Annotated in this window: 15 protein-coding genes; 13 read left to right on the top strand and 2 right to left on the bottom strand. The window is 56.9% G+C overall.

Annotated features, from left to right (window positions below; all coding sequences use genetic code 11):
- Nucleotides 1–66 precede the first annotated feature (66 nt).
- The 8 genes from nuoG (at nt 67) to nuoN (ending at nt 10,183) form a co-directional block, all read left to right on the top strand.
- Nucleotides 67–2,793 carry an NADH-quinone oxidoreductase subunit NuoG gene (gene nuoG, locus F384_RS12190; RefSeq protein ID WP_046482999.1) on the top strand — a complete coding sequence of 909 codons (2,727 nt, stop codon included), beginning with the start codon at nt 67–69 and terminating at the stop codon, nt 2,791–2,793.
- Entirely contained in the window at nt 2,790–3,767 is a 978-nt protein-coding gene (gene nuoH / locus F384_RS12185; protein ID WP_046482996.1) for an NADH-quinone oxidoreductase subunit NuoH, read from the top strand. The genes nuoG and nuoH overlap by 4 nt, the downstream gene beginning before the upstream one ends.
- A 14-nt stretch (nt 3,768–3,781) precedes the next feature.
- Nucleotides 3,782–4,324, top strand: coding sequence for an NADH-quinone oxidoreductase subunit NuoI (nuoI, locus tag F384_RS12180; RefSeq protein WP_005129470.1), 543 nt, complete (start codon nt 3,782–3,784; stop codon nt 4,322–4,324).
- A gap of 11 nt (nt 4,325–4,335) precedes the next feature.
- A complete protein-coding gene (gene nuoJ / locus F384_RS12175; RefSeq protein WP_046482990.1) occupies nt 4,336–4,890 on the top strand; it encodes an NADH-quinone oxidoreductase subunit J in 555 nt (184 codons plus the stop codon).
- A complete protein-coding gene (gene nuoK / locus F384_RS12170; RefSeq protein WP_000612644.1) occupies nt 4,887–5,189 on the top strand; it encodes an NADH-quinone oxidoreductase subunit NuoK in 303 nt (100 codons plus the stop codon). The genes nuoJ and nuoK overlap by 4 nt, the downstream gene beginning before the upstream one ends.
- Nucleotides 5,186–7,027 carry an NADH-quinone oxidoreductase subunit L gene (gene nuoL / locus F384_RS12165; protein ID WP_046482790.1) on the top strand — a complete coding sequence of 614 codons (1,842 nt, stop codon included), beginning with the start codon at nt 5,186–5,188 and terminating at the stop codon, nt 7,025–7,027. Before nuoK ends, nuoL begins: the two co-directional genes overlap by 4 nt.
- A gap of 162 nt (nt 7,028–7,189) precedes the next feature.
- On the top strand, nt 7,190–8,719 hold the full coding sequence (nuoM, locus tag F384_RS12160) for an NADH-quinone oxidoreductase subunit M (RefSeq protein ID WP_046482788.1): 1,530 nt from the start codon (nt 7,190–7,192) through the stop codon (nt 8,717–8,719).
- 6 nt (nt 8,720–8,725) lie between these two features.
- The gene (nuoN, locus tag F384_RS12155) at nt 8,726–10,183 is read left to right on the top strand and encodes an NADH-quinone oxidoreductase subunit NuoN (RefSeq protein ID WP_046482786.1); all 1,458 of its coding nucleotides are present in this window, start codon (nt 8,726–8,728) and stop codon (nt 10,181–10,183) included.
- A gap of 57 nt (nt 10,184–10,240) precedes the next feature.
- Here the strand turns inward: nuoN and F384_RS12150 are convergent, their stop codons facing one another.
- Nucleotides 10,241–11,245: a chemotaxis protein gene (locus tag F384_RS12150; RefSeq protein ID WP_046482784.1), complete on the bottom strand. Its 1,005-nt coding sequence runs from the start codon at nt 11,243–11,245 to the stop codon at nt 10,241–10,243.
- A gap of 63 nt (nt 11,246–11,308) precedes the next feature.
- Nucleotides 11,309–12,226 carry a ribonuclease BN gene (rbn, locus tag F384_RS12145; RefSeq protein WP_046482782.1) on the bottom strand — a complete coding sequence of 306 codons (918 nt, stop codon included), beginning with the start codon at nt 12,224–12,226 and terminating at the stop codon, nt 11,309–11,311.
- 66 nt (nt 12,227–12,292) lie between these two features.
- On the opposite strand from rbn, the gene F384_RS12140 reads away from it, so the two are divergent.
- From F384_RS12140 to menH, 5 genes are all read left to right on the top strand, one after another.
- Entirely contained in the window at nt 12,293–12,754 is a 462-nt protein-coding gene (locus F384_RS12140; protein ID WP_046482781.1) for a GNAT family N-acetyltransferase, read from the top strand.
- A 54-nt stretch (nt 12,755–12,808) separates the two neighbouring features.
- Nucleotides 12,809–13,114 (top strand): stress response protein ElaB, encoded by a 306-nt coding sequence (gene elaB, locus F384_RS12135; protein WP_046482778.1) that lies wholly within the window; start codon nt 12,809–12,811, stop codon nt 13,112–13,114.
- Nucleotides 13,115–13,211: 97 nt separating this feature from the next.
- Nucleotides 13,212–14,510 carry an isochorismate synthase MenF gene (gene menF / locus F384_RS12130; protein ID WP_046482775.1) on the top strand — a complete coding sequence of 433 codons (1,299 nt, stop codon included), beginning with the start codon at nt 13,212–13,214 and terminating at the stop codon, nt 14,508–14,510.
- An 84-nt stretch (nt 14,511–14,594) separates the two neighbouring features.
- The gene (menD, locus tag F384_RS12125; RefSeq protein ID WP_046482772.1) at nt 14,595–16,265 is read left to right on the top strand and encodes a 2-succinyl-5-enolpyruvyl-6-hydroxy-3-cyclohexene-1-carboxylic-acid synthase; all 1,671 of its coding nucleotides are present in this window, start codon (nt 14,595–14,597) and stop codon (nt 16,263–16,265) included.
- Complete coding sequence (gene menH, locus F384_RS12120; protein ID WP_046482769.1) at nt 16,262–17,020, top strand: 2-succinyl-6-hydroxy-2,4-cyclohexadiene-1-carboxylate synthase; 759 nt, start codon at nt 16,262–16,264, stop codon at nt 17,018–17,020. Before menD ends, menH begins: the two co-directional genes overlap by 4 nt.
- Nucleotides 17,021–17,028 lie beyond the last annotated feature (8 nt).

Below are 17,028 nucleotides of genomic sequence, written 5' to 3'. Positions count from 1 at the left end.
ATAAAGCGGAAAAGAAATTCGATTAACGCTTAGTCTCCGACTAAGCCAACTGGAAGCATGCTGACTATGGCTACGATTCATGTAGACGGCAAAGAATATGAGGTCAACGGAGCGGACAACCTGCTGGAAGCTTGTCTGTCTCTCGGCCTTGATATTCCGTACTTTTGCTGGCATCCGGCGCTGGGAAGCGTTGGTGCTTGCCGCCAGTGTGCGGTGAAGCAATACCAAAACGCGGAAGACACGCGTGGTCGCCTGGTGATGTCTTGTATGACACCGGCCACCGAAGGCACGTTTATTTCGATTGACGACGAAGAAGCGAAACAGTTTCGCGAAAGCGTGGTGGAGTGGTTAATGACCAACCACCCGCACGATTGTCCGGTTTGTGAAGAGGGCGGTAACTGCCATCTTCAGGATATGACCGTGATGACCGGCCACAGTTTCCGTCGTTATCGTTTCACCAAACGTACTCACCGCAATCAGGATCTGGGGCCGTTCATCTCTCACGAAATGAACCGCTGTATCGCCTGCTATCGCTGCGTGCGTTACTACAAAGATTATGCAGACGGCACCGATCTGGGCGTGTATGGCGCGCACGATAACGTCTACTTTGGTCGCCCGGAAGACGGCGTGCTGGAAAGCGAGTTCTCCGGCAACCTGGTAGAAATCTGCCCGACCGGCGTATTCACCGATAAAACGCACTCCGAACGCTATAACCGTAAGTGGGACATGCAGTTTGCGCCAAGCATCTGCCAACAGTGTTCCATCGGCTGTAACACCAGCCCGGGTGAGCGCTACGGCGAACTGCGTCGTATCGAAAACCGCTACAACGGGACCGTTAACCATTACTTCCTCTGCGACCGCGGTCGTTTTGGTTATGGTTACGTGAACCTGAAAGACCGTCCGCGTCAGCCGGTACAGCGTCGTGGCGATGACCTGATCACCCTCAACGCCGAACAGGCGATGCAGGGCGCGGCAGACATTCTGCGTCAGTCGAAGAAAGTCATTGGCATCGGTTCTCCGCGCGCCAGCGTCGAGAGTAACTTCGCGCTGCGTGAACTGGTTGGAGCGGAAAACTTCTACACCGGTATCGCCCAGGGCGAGCAGGAACGTCTGCAACTGGCACTGAAAGTGCTGCGTGAAGGCGGAGTGCATACCCCTGCGCTGCGTGATATCGAATCTTACGATGCGGTGCTGGTGCTGGGCGAAGACATCACCCAGACCGGAGCCCGCGTTGCGCTGGCCGTGCGCCAGGCGGTGAAAGGCAAAGCTCGCGAAATGGCGGCAGCCCAGAAAGTGGCTGACTGGCAGATTGCGGCGATCCTCAACATCGGCCAACGTGCGAAGCATCCGCTGTTCGTGACCAACGTCGATAACACCCGTCTGGATGATATCGCGGCCTGGACCTACCGTGCGCCGGTTGAAGATCAGGCGCGCTTAGGTTTCGCTATCGCCCACGCGCTGGACAACACGGCGCCAGCCGTTGACGGCATCAGCAGCGATTTGCAAAACAAAATCGACGTGATCGTTCAGGCGCTGGCCGGGGCGAAAAAGCCGCTGATTATTTCCGGCACCAACGCCGGTAGCGCTGAAGTGATTCAGGCGGCTGCCAACGTGGCGAAAGCGCTGAAAGGTCGCGGGGCTGACGTCGGTATCACGATGATTGCCCGTTCTGTGAACAGTATGGGCCTGGGCATTATGGGCGGCGGTTCACTTGATGATGCGTTGACTGAACTGGAAACCGGTCGTGCAGACGCGGTGGTGGTGCTGGAAAACGATCTGCATCGTCACGCGTCGGCAACGCGCGTGAATGCCGCGCTGGCAAAAGCGCCGCTGGTAATGGTGATTGACCATCAGCGCACCGCAATCATGGAAAACGCTCACCTGGTGCTTTCTGCGGCAAGTTTTGCCGAAAGCGACGGTACAGTCATCAACAACGAAGGCCGTGCCCAACGTTTCTTCCAGGTTTACGATCCGGCGTACTACGACGCCAACACCATTATGCTGGAAAGCTGGCGCTGGCTGCATTCGCTGCACAGCACCGTGCAGAGCCGTGAAGTGGACTGGACGCAGCTTGACCACGTTATCGACGCCGTGGTTGCCGCAATGCCTGAACTGGCCGGCATTAAAGACGCCGCGCCGGATGCCACCTTCCGCATTCGTGGACAGAAACTGGCGCGTGAGCCGCACCGTTACAGCGGTCGTACAGCCATGCGCGCGAACATCAGCGTCCACGAACCGCGTCAGCCGCAGGACAAAGACACGATGTTTGCCTTCTCTATGGAAGGGAACAACCAGCCGTCGGCGCCGCGTTCACAGATTCCATTTGCCTGGGCTCCGGGCTGGAACTCCCCGCAGGCGTGGAACAAGTTCCAGGATGAAGTGGGCGGTAAACTGCGTCATGGCGATCCGGGTGTGCGTCTGATTGAAGCGTCAGAAGGCGGTCTGGATTACTTCACAACCGTTCCGGCGAGCTTCCAGGCGCAGGACGGACAGTGGCGTATCGCGCCGTACTACCATCTGTTTGGTAGCGACGAATTGTCTCAGCGTGCGCCGGTCTTCCAGAGCCGCATGCCGCAACCGTACATCAAACTCAACCCGGCCGATGCCGCGAAGTTGGGCGTGAATGCCGGTACCCGCGTCTCCTTTAGCTACGATGGCAATACGGTCACGCTGCCGGTTGAAATCGCTGAAGGGTTGACGGCAGGGCAGGTCGGTTTGCCGATGGGCATGCCAGGCATTGCCCCTGTTCTGGCGGGCGCACGTCTTGAGGATCTGCAGGAGGCACAACAATGAGTTGGATTACACCGGATCTGATTGAGATCCTGCTGACCATCCTCAAAGCGGTGGTGATCCTGCTGGTGGTGGTCACCTGCGGGGCATTCATGAGCTTTGGCGAACGTCGTCTGCTGGGGCTGTTCCAGAACCGTTACGGACCGAACCGTGTAGGCTGGGGCGGTTCGCTCCAGTTGGTCGCGGACATGATCAAGATGTTCTTTAAAGAAGACTGGATCCCGAAATTCTCGGATCGCGTCATCTTTACGCTTGCGCCAATGATCGCCTTTACTTCGCTGCTGTTGGCGTTTGCCATCGTGCCGGTGAGTCCGGGTTGGGTGGTTGCGGATCTGAACATCGGGATCCTGTTCTTCCTGATGATGGCGGGTCTGGCGGTGTATGCGGTGCTGTTCGCCGGTTGGTCGAGCAACAACAAATACTCGCTGTTGGGTGCAATGCGTGCGTCTGCGCAAACGCTCAGCTACGAAGTGTTCCTCGGACTTTCCCTGATGGGCGTGGTGGCGCAGGCCGGTTCATTTAACATGACCGACATCGTCAACAACCAGGCTGATATCTGGAACGTCATTCCGCAGTTCTTTGGTTTTGTCACCTTCGCTATCGCAGGCGTGGCGGTGTGTCACCGTCACCCGTTTGACCAACCGGAAGCCGAGCAGGAACTGGCCGATGGTTATCACATTGAATATTCCGGGATGAAATTCGGTCTGTTCTTTGTGGGGGAGTACATCGGTATCGTCACCATTTCTGCGCTGATGGTAACCCTGTTCTTCGGTGGCTGGCAGGGCCCGTTCTTACCGCCATTCATCTGGTTCGCGGTGAAAACCGCGTTCTTCATGATGATGTTCATTTTGATTCGTGCGTCGTTACCGCGTCCTCGTTATGACCAGGTAATGTCCTTCGGCTGGAAGATCTGCCTGCCGCTGACGCTCATCAACTTGCTGGTAACGGCGGCTGTCATTCTCTGGCAGGCGCAATAAGGGGCACAAAGACCATGACCTTAAAAGAATTGTTAGTAGGCTTCGGCACCCAGGTACGCAGTATCTGGATGATCGGCCTGCATGCGTTCGCGAAACGCGAAACGCAGATGTACCCGGAAGAGCCGGTCTATCTACCGCCCCGTTTTCGTGGTCGTATCGTTTTGACGCGCGATCCCGACGGCGAGGAGCGCTGCGTTGCCTGTAACCTGTGTGCGGTAGCGTGTCCGGTAGGCTGTATTTCTCTGCAAAAAGCAGAGACCAAAGACGGTCGCTGGTATCCGGAGTTTTTCCGCATCAACTTCTCACGCTGCATTTTCTGCGGGCTGTGCGAAGAAGCCTGTCCGACAACCGCGATTCAGCTTACGCCAGATTTCGAACTGGGTGAGTACAAGCGCCAGGATCTGGTTTACGAGAAAGAGGATCTGCTGATCTCCGGTCCGGGTAAATATCCGGAATATAACTTCTACCGGATGGCAGGTATGGCAATCGACGGCAAAGATAAGGGCGAAGCAGAGAACGAAGCTAAGCCTATCGACGTCAAGAGCCTGTTACCGTAAGGAGAGGGGCAATGGAGTTCGCTTTTTATATCTGTGGCCTGGTCGCCATTCTCGCTACCTTGCGGGTGATCACCCATACCAATCCGGTGCACGCGTTGCTGTACCTGATTATTTCGCTGCTGGCGATTTCCGGGGTGTTCTTCTCGCTGGGCGCTTACTTCGCGGGTGCGCTGGAAATTATCGTTTATGCCGGTGCCATTATGGTGCTGTTCGTGTTCGTGGTGATGATGCTCAACCTGGGCGGTTCTGAAATCGAACAGGAGCGCCAGTGGCTGAAGCCGCAGGTGTGGATTGGTCCGGCGATTCTGTCGGCCATCATGCTGGTGGTGATTGTTTACGCCATTCTGGGGGTTAACGATCAGGGTATCGACGGCACGCCAATCAGCGCGAAAGCGGTCGGTATTACGCTGTTCGGGCCTTACGTCCTGGCGGTTGAGCTGGCGTCCATGCTGCTGCTGGCGGGGCTGGTGGTCGCTTTCCACGTCGGTCGCGAAGAACGCTCTGGTGACGTGCTGAGCAACCGTAAAGACGACAGCGCGAAAAGAAAAACGGAGGAGCACGCATGATCCCCTTACAACATGGACTTATCCTCGCTGCGATTTTGTTCGTTCTGGGCTTAACCGGTCTGGTTATCCGCCGCAATCTGCTGTTTATGCTGATTGGTCTGGAAATCATGATCAACGCTTCCGCGCTGGCCTTTGTGGTCGCCGGGAGCTACTGGGGCCAGACCGATGGTCAGGTGATGTATATTCTCGCTATCAGCCTTGCGGCTGCCGAAGCGAGTATTGGACTTGCGCTGTTGCTGCAACTTCATCGCCGTCGCCAGAACCTGAACATCGATTCAGTAAGTGAGATGCGTGGATGAACATGCTTGCCTTAACCATCATTCTGCCATTGATTGGCTTTGTCCTGCTGGCGTTCTCTCGTGGCCGCTGGTCAGAAAATCTCTCCGCAACCGTGGGCGTGGGCTCCATCGGTCTGGCGGCGCTGGTCACCGCTTTTGTCGGTGTCGACTTCTTCGCAAACGGCAAGCAGGCGTTTAGCGTCCCGCTGTGGACGTGGATGTCTGTCGGAGATTTCAACATTGGTTTCAACCTGGTACTGGACGGCCTGTCGCTGACCATGCTGTCGGTGGTCACCGGTGTCGGCTTCCTGATCCACATGTTTGCGTCCTGGTACATGCGCGGTGAAGAGGGCTATTCCCGCTTCTTCGCCTACACCAACCTGTTTATCGCCAGCATGGTTGTTCTGGTGCTGGCCGATAACCTGCTGTTGATGTACCTCGGCTGGGAAGGCGTGGGCCTGTGCTCCTATCTGCTGATCGGTTTCTACTACACCGATCCGAAGAATGGCGCAGCGGCCATGAAAGCGTTTGTCGTGACCCGTGTGGGTGATGTGTTCCTCGCGTTCGCGCTGTTTATTCTGTACAACGAACTGGGCACCCTGAACTTCCGCGAAATGGTGGAACTGGCCCCGGCGCACTTCGCGGCAGGCAACAACATGCTGACGTGGGCGACGCTGATGCTGCTGGGTGGCGCGGTCGGTAAATCGGCACAGCTGCCGTTGCAGACATGGCTGGCTGACGCGATGGCGGGCCCGACGCCGGTTTCCGCGTTGATCCACGCGGCAACGATGGTCACCGCCGGTGTCTACCTGATTGCCCGTACTCACGGCCTGTTCCTGATGACTCCGGAAATTCTGCATCTGGTCGGTATCGTCGGTGCCGTCACGCTGGTGATGGCAGGTTTTGCGGCACTGGTGCAGACCGACATCAAACGTGTGCTCGCTTACTCCACCATGAGCCAGATTGGCTACATGTTCCTGGCGCTCGGCGTCCAGGCATGGGATGCGGCGATTTTCCACCTGATGACGCACGCGTTCTTTAAAGCGCTGCTGTTCCTGGCGTCCGGTTCCGTCATTCTGGCTTGCCATCACGAACAGAACATCTTCAAGATGGGCGGCCTGCGTAAATCCATTCCGCTGGTTTATGCCTGCTTCCTGATTGGCGGTGCGGCGCTCTCTGCGCTTCCGCTCATCACGGCGGGCTTCTTCAGTAAGGATGAGATCCTGGCGGGTGCGATGGCGAACGGTCATATCAACCTGATGGTGGCGGGCCTGGTCGGCGCGTTCATGACCTCTCTGTATACCTTCCGTATGATTTTCATCGTGTTCCACGGTAAAGAACAAATTCACGCTCATGCAGGGAAGGGGATTACTCACCACCTGCCGTTGATTGTCCTGATGATCCTGTCCACCTTCGTTGGCGCGCTGATTGTGCCGCCGCTGCAAGGTGTACTGCCGCAGACAACTGAACTTGAGCATGGTCGCGTGATGACCCTGGAAATTACCTCTGGCGTGGTGGCGATTGCGGGCATCATGATTGCCGCGTGGCTGTGGCTGGGTAAACGTACGCTTGTGACGTCGATTGCCAACAGCGCCCCTGGCCGTCTGCTGGGGACCTGGTGGTATAACGCCTGGGGCTTCGACTGGCTGTACGACAAAGTGTTCGTTAAGCCGTTCCTTGGCGTCGCCTGGCTGCTTAAACGCGATCCGCTCAATGCGCTGATGAACGTGCCAGCAATTCTTTCCCGCTTCGCAGGTAAAGGCCTGCTGTTCAGCGAGAACGGTTATCTGCGCTGGTATGTCGCTTCAATGAGCATTGGCGCCGTTGTGGTGCTGGCACTGCTGATGGTATTGCGTTGAGTTTGAGGATTGGGGTGTTTTGCCCGGTGGCGCAGGGCTTACCGGGCCTACGAAACGTAGGTCGGATAAGCGTTAGCGCCATCCGACAGTACCCAAAAGAATTTTCGAAATTCGTTGAAAATCAGGTCCTTTAGAGGACTTTTACAAGGAATAAAGATCACCATGTTATTACCCTGGTTGATACTAATCCCCTTTATCGGTGGCTTCCTGTGCTGGCAGACCGAACGCTTTGGCGTGAAGGTGCCGCGCTGGATTGCGCTGGTAACCATGGGACTGACGCTCGCACTTGGCCTGCAACTGTGGCTACAGGGCGGCTATTCGCTGACGCAATCTGCTGGTATTCCGCAGTGGCAGTCTGAATTTGTCCTGCCGTGGATCCCGCGCTTTGGCATCTCGATTCATCTGGCCATCGACGGCTTGTCGTTGCTGATGGTGGTGCTGACCGGTCTGCTCGGCGTTCTGGCGGTACTGTGCTCCTGGCGAGAAATCGAAAAATACCAGGGCTTCTTCCACCTGAACCTGATGTGGATCCTGGGCGGCGTTATCGGCGTGTTCCTTGCCATCGACATGTTCCTGTTCTTCTTCTTCTGGGAAATGATGCTGGTGCCGATGTACTTCCTGATAGCGCTTTGGGGTCACAAGGCGTCTGACGGGAAAACGCGTATCACGGCGGCAACCAAGTTCTTCATTTACACCCAGGCGAGTGGTCTGGTGATGCTGATTGCCATCCTGGCGCTGGTGTTCGTTCACTACAATGCGACCGGCGTGTGGACCTTCAACTATGAAGACCTGCTGAAAACCCCGATGTCGCACGGCGTCGAGTATCTGCTGATGCTGGGCTTCTTCATCGCGTTTGCGGTGAAAATGCCGGTGGTTCCACTGCACGGCTGGTTGCCGGATGCGCACTCCCAGGCACCGACCGCAGGTTCCGTTGACCTCGCTGGTATTTTGCTGAAAACCGCGGCCTACGGTCTGCTGCGTTTCTCTCTGCCGCTGTTCCCGAACGCGTCGGCGGAATTTGCGCCTATCGCAATGTGGCTGGGCGTCATCGGTATCTTCTACGGTGCGTGGATGGCGTTCACGCAGTACGACATCAAACGTCTGATCGCTTACACCTCGGTTTCGCACATGGGCTTCGTGCTGATTGCCATCTACACCGGCAGCCAACTGGCGTATCAGGGTGCGGTAATTCAGATGATCGCGCACGGCCTGTCCGCGGCGGGTCTGTTCATTCTGTGTGGTCAGTTGTACGAACGTCTGCACACCCGCGACATGCGTATGATGGGCGGTTTGTGGGGCAAAATGAAATGGTTGCCTGCGCTGTCCATGTTCTTCGCGGTGGCGACGCTGGGTATGCCGGGTACTGGTAACTTCGTTGGCGAATTTATGATCCTGTTCGGCAGCTACCAGGTGGTTCCGGTCATCACCGTGATTTCGACCTTTGGTCTGGTGTTTGCCTCTGTTTACTCGCTGGCGATGCTGCATCGCGCTTACTTCGGTAAAGCAAAGAGCCAGATTGCAAAACAAGAACTGCCAGGGATGTCGCTGCGTGAGCTGTTTATCATCCTGTTGCTGGTCGTGCTTCTGGTACTGCTTGGCTTCTATCCGCAGCCGATTCTGGATACCTCGCATTCTGCGATGAGCAACATCCAGCAGTGGTTTGTTAATTCCGTTACTACTACAAGGCCGTAAATCGCCATGACAATAACTCCACAACACCTGATTGCGCTGCTACCGCTGCTGATCGTCGGCTTGACGGTGGTGGTTGTGATGCTCTCCATTGCGTGGCGACGCAATCACTTCCTCAATGCCACGCTGTCGGTCATTGGGCTTAACGCCGCGCTGGTTTCGCTCTGGTTTGTTGGCCAGGCTGGCGCGATGGATGTCACCCCGCTGATGCGAGTTGACGGTTTCGCGATGCTCTACACCGGACTGGTTCTGCTGGCAAGTCTGGCGACCTGTACCTTTGCCTACCCATGGCTGGAAGGTTATGACGACAACCGGGAAGAGTTCTACCTGCTGGTGCTGATTGCCGCACTGGGCGGTATTCTGCTGGCGAACGCGAATCATCTGGCGGCGCTGTTCCTCGGTATCGAGCTTATCTCCCTGCCGCTGTTTGGCCTGGTGGGTTATGCGTTCCGCCAGAAACGATCGCTTGAAGCCAGTATCAAATACACCATCCTGTCTGCTGCCGCCTCTTCATTCCTGCTGTTCGGTATGGCGCTGGTGTACGCGCAGTCTGGCAACCTGTCGTTTGTCGCGCTCGGTAAGAGCCTCGGCGACGGTATGCTGAACGAGCCGCTGCTGCTGGCGGGCTTTGGGATGATGATTGTGGGTCTGGGCTTTAAACTCTCGCTGGTTCCGTTCCACCTCTGGACGCCAGACGTCTATCAGGGCGCACCGGCTCCGGTGTCCACCTTCCTGGCGACGGCGAGCAAAATCGCTATCTTCGGTGTGGTGATGCGCCTGTTCCTGTACGCGCCGGTTGGCAACAGTGAAGCGGTTCGCGTGGTGCTGGGCGTGATTGCCTTTGCCTCCATCATCTTCGGTAACCTGATGGCGCTGAGTCAGACCAACATCAAGCGTCTGCTCGGTTACTCGTCTATCTCCCACCTTGGCTACCTGCTGGTGGCACTGATTGCTCTGCAGAGCGGTGAGATGTCAATGGAAGCGGTCGGCGTTTACCTCGCCGGTTACCTGTTCAGCAGCCTCGGCGCATTCGGCGTAGTCAGCCTGATGTCCAGCCCGTATCGTGGCCCGGATGCCGATTCTCTGTTCTCCTACCGAGGTCTGTTCTGGCATCGTCCGATCCTCGCGGCAGTGATGACGGTGATGATGCTGTCTCTGGCCGGTATCCCGATGACGCTGGGCTTTATCGGTAAGTTCTACGTGCTGGCAGTCGGTGTGCAGGCGCACCTGTGGTGGCTGGTTGCCGCTGTGGTGGTCGGTTCCGCGATTGGTTTGTACTACTACCTGCGCGTTGCCGTGAGTCTGTACCTGAGCGCGCCGCAGCAGCTTAACCGCGATGCGCCGTCTAACTGGCAATACAGCGCGGGTGGTATTGTGGTGCTTATCTCCGCGCTGCTGGTGCTGATCCTCGGGGTCTACCCGCAGCCGCTGATCAGCATTGTGCAGTTAGCCGCACCGCTGATGTAAGCGAAAAGCAGAAACGAAAAAACCCGCCTCGGCGGGTTTTTTTATGGGCGGTAATCTTCAGGCAATCCGCTGACGGCTGACCAGCGGGCCGCTGACGTTTTGCGCCGCACGGTCCATCACTTCCTGAATAACGGATGACAGTTCGTTTACCTCAAACTTCGCCACGTAGCCATCGGCTTTGACTTTGCGGATGTGATCTTCGTTGGCGCTGCCGGAGAGGGAGGAGTGAATGACCACCGGGATCTTCTTCAGCCGCTCGTCGGTTTTGATTTTCCGGGTCAGGGTGAAGCCATCCATCTCAGGCATTTCAAGATCGGTGAGCACCAGCGCGATCTTCTCGCTGACAGCTTTGCCTTCCGCTTCTGCTTCCTGCGCCAGTTGCTGGATTTTGTCCCACGCATCTTTACCGGTGATGTGCATCTGATGGGGAATCTCCATCGCCGTCAGACCTTTCTCCAGCATCGCGCGGGCCACGCGGGAGTCTTCCGCGACAATGGCGACGGCACCGGGGGTGATATTAAACTTATTGGTTTTCAGTTCCGTTGCGCGCAGGTCATGATTCGACGGCACGATGTCATACAGAATTTGCTCCACGTCGAGCACCAGCGCCAGGTTGTTGGTCTCTTTGTCTTCATCCAGACAGGCGATACTGGTGATATAGCGGCCGTTTACCGCTTTCTCGGCAGTGTGTACCTGCTTCCAGTCCAGCCGCATGATGTTTTCTACCGACTCAACGGCGAAGGCCTGCACGCTGCGGGCGTATTCGGTGATCAACAGAATGTTGAGCCCATTCTCCGGCTTGCAACCGGCAACGGCGGGGAGATCAATGACCGGAATGACCTGGTCGCGAATGTTGACCATTCCCAGCAGGGGGGCTTTCATCCCCGCCGGACGGGTAAAGGCTGGCATGGGTACAATTTCGCGCAATTTGAACACGTTAATGCCAAACAGCTCAGACTTCTGTTCGTGCAGGGAGTTTCCCAGACGAAACAGCAGCAATTCAAAGCGGTTGGACAGGGTCAGATTCGCCCTGTCATCGATATCTTTCTGGAAATTATCCATTCTGTCCTCAGTGTGAATACTGCGTTTTTACTGTTATCGGCACTGAGAGTGAAAAATGGAGCACTAAACCGTGAAAACGGCGAAATCGTCGGCAAGTTCCGTGGCTGGAAAGATTGCCTGACACTCTGCCAGCAGTCGCTGGCAGCCCGCGGCGTCATAGCGTGAACTGACGTGCGTCATGATGAGCTTCCCGACCGCGGCCTCGCGCGCCAGCAGCGCCGCCTGACGGGTGGAACTGTGTCCACGGCTGTTGGCTTTTTCTTCCATAGACGTATCCAGCGTGGTTTCGTGAATCATCACATCAACCCCTTTCGCCAGCGCAAGCGAGGATGCACAGGGGGCGGTGTCGCCAAAAATCGCAACCGCTTTGCCGGGCGTCGCCGGAGCAAGAAAATCCACCCCGCATATCACACTGCCGTCTTCTAGGGTGACAGTTTTGCCTGCTTTCAGATCCTGAAACCAGGGGCCGACTTTCACCCCTGCGGCTTTTAGCGCTCTGGCATTCAGCGCGCCGGGTTTGTCATGCTCTTCAACGCGGTAGCCGTAGCATTCCAGCGGATGTTCAAGCGGGTAAGCCGTCACTTTTCGCAGCCCGTCATCGAGAATTTCCCCGGCGGTGATTTCGACGATTTCCAGCGGATAGTCGGTCCAGGAACCGCTCAGGCGCAGCGCGGTTTCCGTAAACTCGCGCAGCCCTTTCGGGCCGTAAAGCGTCAGCGGGTGAGCATTGCCCGCCATCGAACGACTGCACAATAGACCCGGTAAACCGAACAGATGATCGCCGTGCAGATGGCTGATGAAAATCCGCTCAATCTTGCCGGGATGATGTGCCGTGCTCAACATCTGATGCTGTGTGCCTTCACCACAGTCAAACAGCCACAGTGCGGGCTGCGTTGGGTGCTGATGATGCAGCAACATGGCCGTCACGTTACGGGCACGCGTGGGAACGCCTGCCGAAGTACCTAAAAAGAGAAATTCCATAATTTCATTACACTTTTGAAAAATAATCTGGCTAGTATAAATCGTTTACGGAAAAAGGAGCGCACGATGATTACCTGGCAAGATCTGCATCATTCGGAATTAACAGTCCCTCAACTCTATGCGTTATTAAAACTGCGCTGCGCCGTGTTTGTTGTCGAGCAGAACTGCCCCTATCTTGATGTGGACGGCGACGACCTGGTGGGTGAAAACCGCCATATCCTCGGCTGGCATGACGGTGAACTGGTGGCGTATGCGAGGATTCTGAAAAGTGGAGAAGATCTGGAACCCGTCGTGATTGGACGGGTGATCGTCAGTGAAGCGTTACGTGGTGAAAAACTGGGACAAAACCTGATGGCGCAGGCGCTGGCGTCCTGCCAGCAACACTGGCCGGAGAAGGCGCTGTATCTGGGCGCACAGGCACATTTGCAGGCGTTCTACGCGCGATTTGGTTTTACGCCGGTCACTGACGTGTACGATGAAGATGGCATCCTTCATGTGGGGATGGCGCGCGAAGCGATTCGGGCGTGATCCTCAGTCGTTGTCTATAGTTAGGGGCAGGTTTTACTAACATGGAGAACGAGAATGTCTTATCAATTTGGTGATTCGCGTATTGATGACGACCTGACGTTGCTGAGTGAAACGCTGGAAGAGGTGCTGCGTTCCTCAGGGGATCCTGCCGATCAAAAATACATTGAACTGAAAGCGCGGGCGGAACAGGCGCTGGAGGAGGTCAAAAATCGCGTAAGCCAGGCGTCAGATAGTTACTATTATCGCGCCAGGCAGGCGGTTTATCGCGCGGATGACTATGTGCACGAAAAGCCCTGGCAGGGGATTGGCGTTGGCGCAACGGTCGGACTGGTGCTCGGCTTACTGCTGGCACGACGCTAACCTGAAACCGTGATCGCATTGACTCCCTAAACTGGGGTACTGCTTTTTTTCCGCAGTACCCCGTATAATGTGAGGTTTTTAACAGGGAGAGGTCCGCGTGCATTCACTCACTACTGCGCTGGAAGGTCTGACGCGTCTTTTGTCGCAGGCGATCCCGGCGGCACCAGGCATTCGGGTTCTCGATGTCCCTTTTCCCCTTAATGACGCCTTCGATGCGTTAAGCTGGCTGGCAAGTCAGTCCATTTATCCGCAATTTTACTGGCAGCAGCGCAACGGCGATGAAGAGGCCGCCGTGCTGGGCGTCGTTGCCCCTTTTTCCTCGCTCGATGAGGCGCAACGCTTTCTTCGTCAACATCCGCAGCAAACCGACCTGCGTATCTGGGGGCTGAACGCGTTCGACCCTCAGCAGGGCAACCTGGTGTTACCGCGCCTTGAGTGGCGCCGCTGTGCGGGCGTAGCGGTACTGCGTCTGCATCTGTGGAGTGATTTTTCTCTGCGCGAGGATGCTGATCGGGCGCTGACCTTCCTGGCCTCGCTGACGAGCGTAAAAGCGTTGCCGACGCTGCGTCTGAGCAAAACGGGTGAACAGCACTGGCCTGAAAAAGCGGGCTGGATAAACCTGATTGAGCAGGCCACTCAGACGATAGCCGACGGCGAACTGGATAAAGTGGTGCTGGCGCGAGCCAGCGATCTGCAATTTTCTCGCCCGGTGAATGCCGCTGCCGTCATGGCCTCAAGCCGCCGTTTGAATCTGAACTGCTACCATTTTTACATGGCCTTTTGCGCCGAGCGCGCGTTCCTGGGCTCGTCTCCGGAACGTCTCTGGCGTCGGCGTGATACCGCGCTACGCACCGAGGCGCTCGCCGGGACGGTGGCGAATCATCCTGATGATTATAAGGCCTGGCAACTGGGCGAATGGCTGATGAAAGACGACAAAAACCAGCGCGAAAATATGCTGGTGGTCGAGGATATCTGTCAGCGCCTGCAAGACTACACCCATTCGCTGGACGTTTTGCCGCCGCAGGTGCTGCGGTTGCGAAAAGTGCAGCATCTGCGACGCTGCATCTGGACGGCGCTGAATCAGGCGGACGACACGCTGTGTTTACTGCAGTTGCAGCCGACGGCGGCCGTCGCCGGGATCCCCCGCGAACGGGCGCGGGCGTTTATTCAGCAGCATGAACCTTTTGCGCGGGAATGGTACGCCGGGTCGGCGGGCTATCTGTCATTACAGCAAAGCGAATTTTGTGTCTCGCTGCGATCGGCGAAAATTAGCAATAACGTGGTTAGACTGTATGCTGGCGCGGGGATTGTTCGCGGGTCAGATCCTGAGCAGGAGTGGCAGGAAATCGACAATAAAGCCGCTGGCCTGCGATCTTTGTTACAGATGGATGGATAATGAGTCACATATTCCCGATTCATATCAATAATCCCTTTTTTCCGTTCTTTATACTGAGTCGCAATATTGATACCGGACAATCTCATGTCAGTAAGCGCATTTAACCGACGCTGGGCGGCGGTCATTCTGGAAGCATTAACTCGCCACGGTGTCAGGCATGTTTGTATTGCCCCTGGCTCTCGTTCCACGCCGCTCACCCTGGCGGCGGCGGAAAATTCGGCCTTTATTCACCACACCCATTTTGATGAGCGTGGTCTTGGCCATCTGGCGCTGGGACTGGCAAAGGTGAGCAAACAGCCCGTTGCCGTGATCGTGACCTCTGGTACGGCGGTTGCTAACCTTTATCCGGCACTGATTGAAGCGGGGCTGACCGGTGAAAAACTGATTCTCCTGACGGCTGACCGTCCCCCTGAACTGATTGACTGTGGCGCGAACCAGGCGATTCGCCAGGCGGGCATGTTTGCGTCGCATCCGTCACAAACGCTTTCCCTCCCGCGTCCGACGCAGGACATTCCGGCCCGCTGGCTGGTGTCGACCATCGATAATGCGCTGGCCTCGCTGCATGCTGGCGCGATACACATCAACTGTCCGTTTGCCGAACCGCTGTATGGCGAGATGGATGAGACCGGTCTGGCCTGGCAGCAGCGCCTCGGCGACTGGTGGCAGGATGACAAGCCCTGGCTGCGCGAAGCGCGTCGGCTGGAAAGCGACAAGCAGCGCGACTGGTTCTTCTGGCGCCAAAAACGCGGCGTTGTCATCGCCGGGCGAATGAGCGCGGAAGAGGGCAAAAAAGTGGCGCAGTGGGCACAGACGTTAGGCTGGCCGCTGATTGGCGATGTGCTGTCGCAAACCGGACAGCCGCTTCCCTGCGCCGATCTCTGGCTCGGTAATGCGAAGGCGGTGACGGAACTCCAGCAGGCGCAGATTGTGGTGCAACTGGGGAGCAGCCTGACCGGAAAGCGCTTACTGCAATGGCAGGCAAACTGTGAGCCGCAAGAGTACTGGATTGTCGATAATATCGAAGGACGGCTGGATCCGGCGCATCATCGTGGTCGTCGTCTGGTCGCAAAAATCGGCGACTGGCTGGAACTGCATCCAGCGGAAAAACGTCAGCCGTGGTGTGTCGACATCCCGCGTCTGGCGGAGCAGGCCTGGCAGGCCGTGGTGGCGCGTCGGGATACCTTTGGCGAGGCGCAACTGGCGCATCGTATTCGTGACTATCTGCCTGAACAAGGGCAGCTTTTTGTCGGCAACAGCCTGGTGGTGCGCCTGATTGATGCGCTGTCAAAACTCCCGGCCGGTTACCCGGTTTACAGTAATCGTGGGGCCAGCGGCATTGATGGTCTGTTATCGACGGCCGCCGGTGTGCAGCGCGCCAGCGCGAAATCGACGCTGGCGATCGTGGGTGATTTGTCGGCGTTGTACGACCTCAATGCGTTAGCCTTGCTACGCCAGGTTTCCGCGCCGTTCGTACTGATTGTGGTGAACAATAACGGCGGGCAGATTTTCTCGCTGCTGCCCACGCCGCAGAGCGAACGTGAACGCTTCTACCTGATGCCGCAGAATGTCCATTTTGAACACGCTGCCGCGATGTTCAACCTCAAGTACCATCGCCCGGAAAGCTGGGATGAACTGGAGGCGGCGCTGGCGGGTGCATGGCGTACGCCTGCAACCACGGTGATTGAACTGGTGGTCAACGACACTGACGGTACACAAACGTTGCAACAGCTCCTGGCGCAGGTAAGCCATCTATGATCCTGCACGCGCAGGCAAAAGACGCCCAACCAGGTTCGCCCTGGCTGGTTTTTCTGCACGGATTTTCGGGTGACGGCCAGGAGTGGCAGACGGTTGGCGAGCAGCTTGCAGGCTTTTCCCGACTGTATGTAGACTTACCCGGTCACGGCGGATCGGCGGAAATTCGCGTCAGCGGATTTGCCGATGTCACTGCCTTGCTGTGTAATACTCTTCTTAGTTACAACATACTAAACTATTGGCTGGTGGGATATTCGCTCGGCGGCAGAGTGGCGATGATGGCGGCCTGTCAGGGAATGCCGGGGCTTTGCGGCCTGGTGGTTGAAGGCGGTCATCCGGGACTGCAAAGCGACGCTGAACGCGACGCGCGCCGACGTTCTGACCATCACTGGGCGGAACGTTTTCGCCATGACGCGCTGGCTGACGTGTTTACTGACTGGTATCAGCAGCCGGTGTTTGCCTCGCTGAACGCACAGCAACGAGAAGCGCTGGTGGCACTGCGTAGCCAGAATAACGGCGAAACGCTGGCGGCAATGCTGGAGGCCACTTCGCTGGCGGTCCAGCCTGATTTACGCGATGCGCTCAACGCGCGCGCATTTCCGTTTTATTATTTATGTGGTGAACGTGACAGCAAATTCTGCGCCCTCGCGACGGAGTTAGCGGCGACCCGCCATGTGATTCGTAACGCCGGACACAACGCGCATCGGGAAAATCCCGCGGGCGTGGTGGACTGTCTGGCTCAGATTCTGCGTCTCTGACTAAAGGA

This window comes from Citrobacter amalonaticus Y19, from assembly GCF_000981805.1.
Classification (GTDB): Bacteria; Pseudomonadota; Gammaproteobacteria; order Enterobacterales; family Enterobacteriaceae; genus Citrobacter_A; species Citrobacter_A amalonaticus_C.
Note: the sequence above shows the minus strand (reverse complement) of the source record. Positions and strands in the feature narration are given on the sequence as shown.